Annotated in this window: 10 protein-coding genes; 4 read left to right on the plus strand and 6 right to left on the minus strand. The window is 50.3% G+C overall.

The annotated features are described in order from the left end of the window. Positions 1–298 (plus strand): DDE-type integrase/transposase/recombinase (locus NDI45_RS29330; protein ID WP_348249895.1); only part of this gene is annotated, 298 nt, incomplete at its 5' end. Between the two features lie 179 nt (positions 299–477). On the opposite strand, the gene NDI45_RS29335 is transcribed toward NDI45_RS29330, so the two are convergent. The 5 genes from NDI45_RS29335 to NDI45_RS29355 all read right to left on the minus strand — a co-directional run bounded on the left by NDI45_RS29335 (position 478) and on the right by NDI45_RS29355 (position 6,864). Further along, positions 478–1,962, minus strand: a complete 1,485-nt coding sequence (locus NDI45_RS29335; RefSeq protein ID WP_190792637.1) for a mannitol dehydrogenase family protein — start codon at positions 1,960–1,962, stop codon at positions 478–480. A gap of 355 nt (positions 1,963–2,317) precedes the next feature. Next, a complete protein-coding gene (ugpC, locus tag NDI45_RS29340) occupies positions 2,318–3,460 on the minus strand; it encodes a sn-glycerol-3-phosphate ABC transporter ATP-binding protein UgpC (protein WP_348249896.1) in 1,143 nt (380 codons plus the stop codon). A gap of 62 nt (positions 3,461–3,522) precedes the next feature. Further along, positions 3,523–4,356 (minus strand): carbohydrate ABC transporter permease, encoded by an 834-nt coding sequence (locus NDI45_RS29345; protein ID WP_190792639.1) that lies wholly within the window; start codon positions 4,354–4,356, stop codon positions 3,523–3,525. A gap of 29 nt (positions 4,357–4,385) precedes the next feature. Continuing rightward, the gene (locus NDI45_RS29350; protein WP_348249897.1) at positions 4,386–5,300 is read right to left on the minus strand and encodes a sugar ABC transporter permease; all 915 of its coding nucleotides are present in this window, start codon (positions 5,298–5,300) and stop codon (positions 4,386–4,388) included. Positions 5,301–5,502: 202 nt separating this feature from the next. After that, the gene (locus NDI45_RS29355; RefSeq protein WP_190792641.1) at positions 5,503–6,864 is read right to left on the minus strand and encodes a sugar ABC transporter substrate-binding protein; all 1,362 of its coding nucleotides are present in this window, start codon (positions 6,862–6,864) and stop codon (positions 5,503–5,505) included. Positions 6,865–7,189: 325 nt separating this feature from the next. On the opposite strand from NDI45_RS29355, the gene NDI45_RS29360 reads away from it, so the two are divergent. The 3 genes from NDI45_RS29360 to xylB all read left to right on the plus strand — a co-directional run bounded on the left by NDI45_RS29360 (position 7,190) and on the right by xylB (position 10,654). Then, positions 7,190–8,002, plus strand: a complete 813-nt coding sequence (locus NDI45_RS29360) for an SDR family NAD(P)-dependent oxidoreductase (protein WP_348249898.1) — start codon at positions 7,190–7,192, stop codon at positions 8,000–8,002. 210 nt (positions 8,003–8,212) lie between these two features. After that, positions 8,213–9,172, plus strand: a complete 960-nt coding sequence (locus tag NDI45_RS29365) for a sugar-binding transcriptional regulator (protein ID WP_348249899.1) — start codon at positions 8,213–8,215, stop codon at positions 9,170–9,172. An 18-nt stretch (positions 9,173–9,190) separates the two neighbouring features. After that, a complete protein-coding gene (xylB, locus tag NDI45_RS29370; protein WP_348249900.1) occupies positions 9,191–10,654 on the plus strand; it encodes a xylulokinase in 1,464 nt (487 codons plus the stop codon). Between the two features lie 183 nt (positions 10,655–10,837). On the opposite strand, the gene NDI45_RS29375 is transcribed toward xylB, so the two are convergent. After that, positions 10,838–11,135, minus strand: a 298-nt coding sequence (locus tag NDI45_RS29375) for a DDE-type integrase/transposase/recombinase (RefSeq protein WP_348249901.1), incomplete at its 5' end; no start/stop codon positions are given.

Here is an 11,135-nt window from a genome sequence, read left to right on the forward strand (position 1 = left end):
CAAGAATGCCGCTTACCCGGCGGCAATGGATGCGCTCAAGGAAGAAGAGACGATTGCAGAGGAGACCAAATTGAGGCAGAACAAGTATTTGAATAACGTAATTAAACAGGATCGTCGGCCTATTAAACGCATTGTGAGATCGATGATGGGATTCAAGTCCTTTAATAGTGCTAGAAGAACCTTGAGAGGAATTGAAGCGATGAACATGATTAGAAAAGGACAAGTGAAAGGGATAGAACAAGGGGATAGTGTATCTCAAGTAAGGTTTATTGAATCAATCTTTGGAATTGCTGCATAGAACAGAGCGAATGATGTAGATTATTCAGCGTTAAAAATTCTTGCGACAGAACCCAAAATTTGACGGGACGGCAAAAAGGGCTTAACGCAAGTCGATGCTGCGACGATCGCCGAATTTTCAGAACGCATGGTGCAACGGATTGACACAGGCGTGCATCAACTGCAAAATAAGCTTCGAGGCTAAGCTAAATCTGCCAGCGTTGCTTTTGCTCCCCGATCGCGCAGACTGTGGAAATGAGCGGTGACTACCTCCACAAATTCCTGAGCCTGGGATAGATCTTCGCCAAAGATTTCAGTCAGGCGCAGGATTGATCGCGGGGCGTCTGAACTTTGTGCCCGGTCGGTGAGAATCTCTGCCATCGGGTCATCAATCACAATCTTGCGTCCCTGATCGTCCGTGCCTTGAAGATAGCGACACCAAGCCGCAACGACTAAACCCAGATAGTTCACAGAAGCGGATTGCTGAAGCCGATCGCGCACCGTTCCCAGGACAAATTTCGGCATTTTGGCGGCTCCGTTGAGACAAAGGCGGGGAAGCTGGTCTGGCATTCTGGGATTCGAGAATCGCTCGATGAGAGTTTGCTTATAGGCAGTTAGCTCCATACCGGGAACGGGTTTCAATGTTGAGGTCGTTTCCTCCATTAGTTGTTCAACTGCCCGACGAAACAGTGGGTCTGCCATGACTTCATGCACATAGCGATAGCCTGCCAGCTCACCTAAATAACCAATCAGCAAATGGCTGGCATTAAGCAAGCGAATCTTGATTTTTTCGTAGGAATGTACATCGTTGGTAAACTGGACACCTACCGTTTCCCAAGCAGGTCTTCCGGCACAAAAATTATCTTCGATCACCCACTGAATAAACGGTTCTGTCACGACCGGGAAGCCGTCCTGAATGCCAAGCTGCTCGGCAACCATCGCACGATCGGCATCCGTCGTGGCAGGCGTAATGCGATCCACCATGCTGTTGGGGAAGCTGACGTTTTCTTGAATCCAGGCAGCTAAGCTGGGGTTCGCTAGTTCAGCATAAGCGGTCACCATTTTACGAGTCACATTCCCGTTGCCCTGGATGTTATCGCAGGACAGGATGGTGAAGGGCGGCAATCCGGCTTGACGACGGCGATCGAGTGCTGCAATCAGAAATCCGAAGGCACCGATCGGCTGCTCGGGATGCTGCAAATCATACTGTATCGTGGGATGGTTTACATCCAGTTCACCGCTGCCTTCGATGTAGTAATAGCCTGCCTCGGTAACAGTGAGCGTGACGATTTTGCACTCTGGTGCCGCCATTGCATCGACTACTGCCTGACGATTATCTGGGGCATAAAGATACTTGCCAATTGAGCCAATTATTCTTGCCCGATCGCTTGCTGCCGAACGTTCTACGAGCGTATAGAGACAGTCCTGCGATTGCAGCGCATCCCGCATCCGCTTGTCCCATTCCAGCAGCCCGACGCCCACAATTCCCCACTGTTTATCGTCGCTTTGATGAAAATAGTCGTCCAGATAAACAGCCTGATGCGCCCGATGAAATCCACCGACACCAATATGCACAATCCCCGGAGTAATGGTGTGGCGATCGTACTGAGGAATGCGAATCTCAGGAGAGAGATGGAATAAAGTAGCTTCTGTTAGCTGAACTGGAGCATGAGTTTGGAGATTCATAATTCCTTATTTTCGATTAATGCAGGAATAATGTTGTCAAACGTAAATTAGAGAATGCTTGAAAAGTATTTGCAATGCTACATTGCCCCTTTCATTCTTCACTTTGCCCCCGCTCCTAACGAACTGCGGCGTTGCTGAATAGCGTATGATTCGCCCCCCTAGCCTCCCAACCCGGCAGAAGCTGTGCTCGTTCATCAGTTCGGAAGTCCCCCAAACGTGGGGCAGAAAGAGAACTACGGGGGCAATACAGGATATCAATTTTTGGCTTCATTCTTCGATTCAGCAACGCCGGAACTTTGAAGCCTTCATTACAAAAGGTTCCCCAAAAAATTGCCGCGAGAGGGAACCTTGAGGATTAAACGCTTTGAGGAACTGCCGAATGCTGGAGCGGAGGAAGCGTCACTCCCTCTAAATTGAACAAATGACAGGTATCTCGATCGATTTGAACGGAAACGCGATCGTGTAGATTGCTGCGATTGTTGCCGTCCGCTTTCACCATCAAGCTTTCGCCACCCTCCATCTGTAAGTAGAGATAAGTTTCACCGCCCAAGTGCTCTGCAACAAGCACTTCTCCCTGAATGGTGCGGGAACTGGCTCCATGATGATCTGTCTGATGTGAACCAACGAGCTGCAAATGTTCTGGACGAACTCCCAGCGTCACAGCATCACCAATTTTCACCCCTCTCGCATGCACTGGAAGGGTAATTGCCGTTCGATTCTTCAGCGTTATCGTCACGCCTTCAAACTCACTGATGCCAGTCACTGTCGCAGACAGGAAATTCATCTTGGGTGAACCAATGAATCCAGCAACAAACAAATTGCGGGGATGGTGATAGAGTTCGAGTGGCGATCCCACCTGCTCAATCACGCCAGCTTGCAGCACGACAATCTTGTCTGCCAGAGTCATTGCCTCGATCTGGTCGTGCGTTACATAAATCATTGTTGCTTGCAGGCTGTCATGCAGGCGGGCTAATTCAATCCGCATTTGCACCCGCAGCGCAGCATCCAGGTTTGACAACGGTTCATCAAACAAAAAGACCTTCGGACTGCGGACCAGTGCCCGTCCGATCGCCACACGCTGTCGCTGTCCGCCAGAGAGTTCTCTGGGTTTGCGATTGAGCAACGGCTCAAGCTGAAGGATTCTTGCTACCTCTCGCGCCCGCTGTAGCCGCTGTGCTTTGGGAACCCCTGCTAACCGCAAACTGAACGCCATATTTTCAGCAACAGTCATATGGGGGTAAAGCGCGTAGGTTTGGAATACCATTGCCAATCCGCGATCGGCTGCGGGAATGTCGTTGGAGCGTTTGCTGTCAATCAATAAATCGCCTGAGGTGATGTCTTCCAGTCCGGCAATCATTCGCATCAGGGTTGACTTCCCGCAACCTGACGGACCAACAAAAACCACAAATTCACGATCGTTGATGTCTAAGTCGATGCCTTTAATGACTTCTGTATCGCTATATCGTTTGCGAATGTTTCTGAGCGTGACGGATGCCATAGTTTCTCCTTACGGACAGGTTGGTGAAGTAAAAGTACAAGGGAATAGGGTTGAGCGGACGTTTACTTAACTGCGCCGAACGTGAGACCTCGGACAAGCTGACGCTGACTCATCCAACCAAAAATCAGAATGGGGGCGATCGCCAGTGAAGAGGCGGCAGAAAGCTTTGCCCAGAACAAACCCTGTGGACTGGAAAAGGAGGCGATAAAAGCAGTCAGGGGTGTTGCGTTGGTCGTGGTTAAGTTGATGCTCCAGAATGCCTCGTTCCAGGACAGGATGATGCAGAGGAGAGCAGTAGAAGCAATGCCGGGGAGAGAAAGCGGTAACAGGACGTGAAATAACTCTTGACGAGTTTTTGCCCCATCCATCCGACCCGCTTCAAGGATTTCTTTCGGAACGTCTCTGAAGAAGGTGTAAATCATCCAAACGGCGATCGGTAGATTAATCAGCGTATAGATCAAAATCAAACCAATGCGTGTATCGAGCAAATTAGAGTTGCGAAACAAAATGTAAATCGGAACTAGAACGCCTACAGAAGGCAGCATTTTAGTAGACAGCATCCACAGCAGTGTACTTTTAGTTCGCTTAGTGGGAAAGAATGCCATCGCGTATGCCGCCGGAACGCCCAACAGCAGCACCAGCAGCGTCGAGCCGACTGAGATGACGATACTGTTCATCGCAAAGTTGAAGTAGTTTGCCCGTTCCTGAATGGTGGCGTAGTTTTCCAGCGTTGGCTGAAAGAAGAGCTGCGGCACGGCTGAAACCGCCTCGACTTCAGGTTTAAAGCTGGTCAAAAACATCCAAAAGACGGGGAAAAACAGCAGTATTCCGGCTGCCCAGCCCAGCAGCGAAAGCCATATTTTGCGATAGAGCCTACGATCGGATTGAGTTGCCATTTTAGTTTCCAGTAAATTCGCTCTAGGTTTCAGGTCTCCAGATTCTTCGCGACGAGACGCATCAGGAAAATTGCCACAATATTCGCCAGCACGACCGCAATTAAACCGCCTGCCGACGCACCGCCCACATCAAAATCCAGCAGTGCCCGAATGTAGATGAGATAGGCCAAGTTCGTTGTCGCCAGTCCTGGTCCCCCTGCCGTCGTTACAAAGATTTCCGCAAAGATGGTCAGCAGGAAGATGGTTTCAATCATGGCAACCACGGCAATTGCTCGACTCAGGTGCGGCAGCGTGACAAACCGAAACGTAGCGATCGCCTTTGCCCCATCCATCCGAGCCGCTTCGACCTGCTCTTGATCGAGAGACTGAATCGCTGTCAGCAAAATCAGCAGCGCAAACGGCAGCCACTCCCACGACACAATCAAAATGACTGACAGGAGCGGATACTGCGCGAACCAGTCGATTGCCCCCAGTCCCAGTGAGCGAGTAAAAAAGGCAAACAGACCGTTGACCGGGTGCATCAGCAGATTTTTCCAGATCAGCGCACTCACGGTTGGCATGACAAAGAAAGGGCTAATTGCAAGGATTCGGGCAACCCCGCGTCCCCAAAACTCTTCGTTAAACAGGACTGCCAGCAGTATTCCGAAGCCGATCGTAATCACCAGCACCGAGCCGACCAGAATGAGCGTGACGCCGATCGAAGACCAGAGCGATCCGTCGCTGAGCAGGCGCGTATAGTTGGAAAACCCGGCAAAGCCACGCAGAGCCGGATTAATCAGGTTATATCGCTGAAACGAAAACCATACCGTCATCACGAGCGGCACAATCATCCATAGCAGTAAAGCAATGATCGATGGTCCAGTCAGCAAAGACGTATTGGGTAATCGGCGCGATCGGCCTTTGGGTCCAGCTTGCGGATTGGGTTGAAATGTCAGTGAAGACATAAATGTGAATGGATATAGAGATGAATCTCAAAACAATTTGTTGAAGCAGAATTCGTATCCATGAGGTGAGTCATGGATCTTGTAGGGGCAGGTTTGAAACCCACCCTTATACCTATCACCACAGCACCAGCTGCTTTGAGGGCAATCTCAAGCAAGTAGCCTAATTTTTGTCCTGCTCAAATCACCCTCGCGGCTGCCAGCTTTACTTGAGGTAGCCTGCACTCTTCATCGCATTCGTTGTAGAGGACTGTGCTTGCTGCAACGCCTGGTCTACCGACACCTGACCCGTGAGAGCTGACGCCAGCGTTTGACCGACCTGAGTCCCGATCGCCTGGAATTCAGGAATTCCCACAAACTGGATGCCTGTATAAGGTTTAGTGGCAGTCGGTCCCGGCTGAGCAGATTCAATCGACTTCAGCACGGTATCCGCAAAGGGAGCGGCTTTCTTGTACTCCGCATTGGCGTAGGTAGAAGCGCGAGTTCCCGGCGGAACAGCAACCCAACCATTTTCCTGTGCAACAAGCTGAACGTATTCCTTCGAAGTTGCCCACTCGATAAATTGCTGAGCTGCCTCCGGTGACTTAGACGAACTGGGAATTCCCAATGACCACGCCCATAGCCAGTTTGAACCATTGCCCGTCGCTTGAATCGGCGCGCGTGCAAAGCCCACTGTGTCTGCCACCTGAGATTCCTGCGGGTTCGACAACAAACCAGCCGCCACCGTTGCATCCACCCACATGCCGCACTTGCCGGTGGAGAACAGAGCCAGGTTTTCATTAAAGCCGTTTGAGCTTGCTCCTGGAGGACCGTACTGCTTCAGCATCGACACATAGTCATTCACTGCTGCCTTCCATTCTGGGCTAGTCAGCTGCGGATTCCAATTTGCATCAAACCACTTTGCGCCGTAAGCGTTCGCCATCGTGGTAACAAAGGCCGTATTCTCACCCCAACCTGGCTTGCCTCGTAGACAAATGCCATACACACCCGCATTCGGGTTGTGCAGCCTAGCTGCCCATTCCTTAATCTGGGTGTAGGTTGGCTGTTCCGGAACCGTGATGCCTGCTTGCTGGAACAGATCCTTACGGTAGTAGAGCATCGAACTCTCGCCGTAGAAGGGCAGTGCATAGAGCCTGCCGTCTACCGACAGTGCATCTCGAATTGGCTTCAAAATATCGTTCACATCATAGTCCGCCGAAAGATTTTCCAGCGGCCTCAGCCAGTCCTGCTTACCCCAAATTGGAGCTTCGTAGGTGCCGATCGTCATCACGTCAAATTGTCCGCCCTTATTGGCAATGTCGTTGGTGACGCGCTGCCGCAGGACATTTTCCTCCAGCACCACCCAATTCAAGTCGATATTTGGGTTGTCTTTTTCAAACTGGTTCGATAGCCTTTGCATCACCACCATGTCGGCGTTATTGACCGTGGCGATCGTCAGGGTCGCTTGTTCGCCGCCGCCACCACCGCTTGCCTGGTTGGACTGTTGGGGTGAGCAGGCATGAAGCTGCACCAGGAAAAAACCGACGCACATCGCAAAAAATAGCTTGGCGAAGCGGGGTACTCGCATCGCATTAACTCCTTGGCGAAAGATTGTTGATTTATCTTGATTTAATACTCAGGGTTCGAGCAGATGCTCAATAATAAGAATATAGATGGCTTTCACAGAAGCCTGAGAGGAAAAGAGGGAAGTTGCAACATTTATTGATGAACCTGATACATATTCGAAGACAGCTAAAGTAGCGTTTGCTTATCCTCGAATCATTTCAGCCTCTGTTGCACTTCTGCTGCATTACTTTGTAATCCACCTCATTACGCAGCAAACCAGGGTCATGCAATTGAGCTAATCCTCTCAAAAAACAACTCAAAGCTTATCTACAAAAGGATACAAATCAATGGCAACTCAAGCGGGGACAGCCACCTATTCTTTCACTGATAAAACAATTTTGATTACAGGCGGTGCAGGTGACTTTGGGCGGGCAGTGGCTCATCGCTTTGCGAGCAGCGGCGCGGGAATCATCCTACTGGACTTAAATGAAACGAAGCAGGCAGAAGTTGCTGCAGAGTTGGCAAACTACAAAGTGCCGATCGCCTCACTACGCTGTGATGTCACAAATGTTGATGAAGTCAAAGCAACCTTCGATCGGGCAATCAACCAGTTTGGGCATATTGATTATGTATTTAACAACGCAGGCTATCAAGGGGCATTTGCAACGACCGATAATTATCCAGAAGATGATTTTCGGAAAGTAATTGAGATTAATGTCGTTGGAGTATTTCATGTGCTTAAAACTGCTGCAACTTGTCTTAAACAGCAGGGTGGTGGTGCGATCGTTAATACTGCGAGCTATGCAGGCGTAGTCGGTCCGGCGAATATGCTGGCCTATGGTGCATCAAAGTTTGCGGTGATTGGGATGACACAAACAGCAGCCAAGGATTTGGCTCTCCATAAGATTCGTGTTAATGCGCTATCGCCTGCCCTGATCGGACCTGGCTATATGTGGACGAGGCAAACGGAACTCCAAGCGGCAGTTGGTTCGCAGTATTTTGACACCGATCCAAAAGTCGTAGAGCAGCAGATGATTCAGTCCGTACCGATGCGGCGATTGGGCAGCCTGGAAGAGGTCGCTAGTGGAGTTGCTTTCTTGATGAGCGAGGAAGCAACCTATATTACAGGCTTCAATCTAGAGATCACCGGTGGGCAGTAGCATGGCTTCATCCAAGAATTGAGCATTTTCTCAGTCCTTAGGTAAATGCTCAAAAAGATGAAGATTTGGTGGGGTTTTTAGCGAAACGGTGTTGATGAAGGCTGTTCTTTCGCTGACAAGTTTCAGATGATTAATTTGTCGTGATTTCGATGAACAATAGTCATCGCGCTGCTTTTCATTCTGAATTTTCTTTCTCCCCCTTTATCCGCCATGAACGACTTCTCCTCAATTCGCCGCGATCGAAAACTTGACCTTGCTGCCCACGCTGCATGGCTCTATTACATTGCCGGAAATACTCAGGATGAGATTGCGATCAAGTTACAAATCTCTCGACAGGCCGCACAGCGTATGGTTGCTTTAGCTGTGAGTGAACGGCTGATCAAATTTCGGCTCGATTACCCGCTCAGCAACTGTATTGCCCTGGCAGAAGCTTTGCGCGATCGATGGGGACTTGCCGTTTGCGAAGTCGTTCCTACAACAACTGATCCACGGAACGGCATTAGCATCTGTGCGGCGACCCATCTGGAAAATTACCTGATGACACGCACGCCGCTCATCCTTGCGTTTTCCTCTGGACGAATGCTTCGATCAGTGGTGGAGCAGATTTCGCCCATGAACCAGCCCCAGCACAAGGTCATTTCGATCGTTGGCAATTTGTCTCATTACGGTCATGCAGGTCGGCATGAAGTGGTGATGCATTTATCCGATCGCGTTGGCTCTCAAGCATACCCCGTTCCAACTCCGGTGATTGCCACCAGCGTAGAAGAACGACAGCTACTCCAGACGCAGCGATCGTTTCTCACAATCAAAGCTCTGGCAGAGCAGGCAAAAGCAACCTTTGTTGGTATCGGTCAAATTGGCTGGGACTGCCCCCTGCATCGGGATGGATTTATTAATGATGCAGAAGTGACAGAGTTAGTCGAGGCTGGAGCCGTGGGTGAAATTGCAGGCTGGGCATACGATCGTGAAGGAATGCTGATTGAAGGAGCAACGAACAGTCGCGTTGCCAGTGTACCGCTAGAACAGCCTGCTCAAAAGCTGGTAATTGGCGTAGCAGGTGATTCGGAGAGGATAGAAGCGATTCGGGCAGCTTTGCAGGGCAAGCTCATTAACGGACTCATTACAGATAAGGAATCAGCACAGAAGCTTTTGGCAACGGCAAACGATTAATTGATAAGGAATTTTGGGATGAGGAACATAGCGCTAGGTTTGGACCTGGGAACGAGCGGGGTTCGCGTCGTGGCGATCGATCTATCAGGAAAGGTGGTGGCTCAGGCGACGCGCAGCTACCCTTTGCTGTCTCCCTGTCCAGGCTGGACAGAGCAAAATCCGGTCGAGTGGACATCTGCTAGCTTGTTAGCTCTCAAGGAAGTTGCACAGCAAATCGAGGCAGATCAGGTGATCGGGTTGGGATTGTCCGGTCAGATGCACGGGATGGTTGCTCTAGATGCAGAAGGGCAAGTGGTTCGTCCGGCAATTTTGTGGAACGATCAGCGCACCGAGCAAGCCGTTTCCCAGATCGAATCGATTGTGCCGCGATCGACCCTCATTCAGCGTACGGGTAATCCTGCTGTGACCGGGTTTCAGCTTCCAAAAATTATCTGGCTATGCAGCGAGGAACCAGAGGCCTATGCTCGGACTCAGCAAGTTCTCCTGCCCAAGGACTATCTGGGGTATGTGCTGACGGGCGAGTGGTTTACGGAACCTTCGGATGCATCAGGAACAGGCTGCTTGCATCTCGAAACGCGTCAGTGGGATGAAGAGGTGCTTCAGGCATTGGGGGTGAGCGTCGATCTGTTTCCAGCGGTGATTGAGTCAACTGCGATCGGCGGACGGCTCAAGCCGGAACTGGCAGAGAAAATCGGACTGCCTGCAGGACTGCCTGTGGTCGCTGGAGGAGGGGATAATGCAGCAGCGGCAATCGGCTTAGGCATCTCTTCAGCGAATTTGCGCCAAGGCAGTATCAGTCTGGGAACCTCTGGCGTCATTTTTGCGCCGCTTGACCAGCCAACTCCCGATCCGCAGGGACGCATTCATCTGTTTTGCCATGCAGATGGTAGCTATCATTTGCTGGGTGTCACGTTAGCTGCTGCGGGTTCTTTGCGCTGGTATCGCGATATCTTTGCACCGGAGGCTAACTATGTTGAGCTGATGGCTTTGGCAGAACGATCGCCTGCTGGGGCGAGAGGGGTTTTATTTATCCCCCACTTGGCTGGAGAACGATCGCCCTACCTTGACCCTGGAGCGAGAGGTGCATGGATTAATCTAGCTTTGGCACACGGTCAGTCAGATCTGATCCGCGCTCTGTTGGAAGGTGTGGCACTCAGCCTACGGGCAGTACATCAAGTCATGGTTCCCCTGACGGCGGTAGATACTTTCATTGCAACTGGAGGCGGTACTAAATCAGAGCTGTGGCTGCAAATCCTGGCAAATGCGCTGCAAATGAAGCTCGTCATTCCTCAAGCAGAAGAAGGAGCAGCCTATGGTGCAGCATTATTAGCGATCGTTGGGGCAGGTGTAGCTTCACTGGAGGATATCTTGAAACAAGTGACAGGCGACAAAAGGGTAATCCATCCAGCTTCGGAACCAACCTATGAAAAACTGTTTCAGCAGTTTCAAAGCCTGTATGATTTGCTAAAAGCGGTTCGATGAGTAGAGTGACAAAAAGGGCATTGACAACAAACATAACTTTAGAGAAGAGATAAAATACAGGATCATACCTCGCTTGCCTGGTTTTACCGGTTGTGTCGCAAAAACTGGTGGGTGGTAAGGTAAATAGGACGGTTCTGTCGCAAGAATTTTTAACGCTGAATAATCTACATCATTCGCTCTGTTCTATGCAGCAATTCCAAAGATTGATTCAATAAACCTTACTTGAGATACACTATCCCCTTGTTCTATCCCTTTCACTTGTCCTTTTCTAATCATGTTCATCGCTTCAATTCCTCTCAAGGTTCTTCTAGCACTATTAAAGGACTCGAATCCCATCATCGATCTCACAATGCGTTTAATAGGCCGACGATCCTGTTCAATTACGTTATTCAAATACTTGTTCTGCCTCAATTTGGTCTCCTCTGCAATCGTCTCTTCTTCCTTGAGCGCATCCATTGCCGCCGGGTAAGCGGCATTCTTG

This window comes from Leptolyngbya sp. GB1-A1 (assembly GCF_039962475.1).
GTDB lineage: Bacteria > Cyanobacteriota > Cyanobacteriia > Elainellales > Elainellaceae > Leptolyngbya_A.

Bases quoted from the DNA above. Each gene is read 5' to 3' on its own strand.
- NDI45_RS29335 (WP_190792637.1), bottom strand. From the start codon at position 1,962: ATGAATCTCCAAACTCATGCTCCAGTTCAGCTAACAGAAGCTACTTTA.
- ugpC (WP_348249896.1), bottom strand. From the start codon at position 3,460: ATGGCATCCGTCACGCTCAGAAACATTCGCAAACGATATAGCGATACA.
- NDI45_RS29345 (WP_190792639.1), bottom strand. From the start codon at position 4,356: ATGGCAACTCAATCCGATCGTAGGCTCTATCGCAAAATATGGCTTTCG.
- NDI45_RS29350 (WP_348249897.1), bottom strand. From the start codon at position 5,300: ATGTCTTCACTGACATTTCAACCCAATCCGCAAGCTGGACCCAAAGGC.
- NDI45_RS29355 (WP_190792641.1), bottom strand. From the start codon at position 6,864: ATGCGAGTACCCCGCTTCGCCAAGCTATTTTTTGCGATGTGCGTCGGT.
- NDI45_RS29360 (WP_348249898.1), top strand. From the start codon at position 7,190: ATGGCAACTCAAGCGGGGACAGCCACCTATTCTTTCACTGATAAAACA.
- NDI45_RS29365 (WP_348249899.1), top strand. From the start codon at position 8,213: ATGAACGACTTCTCCTCAATTCGCCGCGATCGAAAACTTGACCTTGCT.
- xylB (WP_348249900.1), top strand. From the start codon at position 9,191: ATGAGGAACATAGCGCTAGGTTTGGACCTGGGAACGAGCGGGGTTCGC.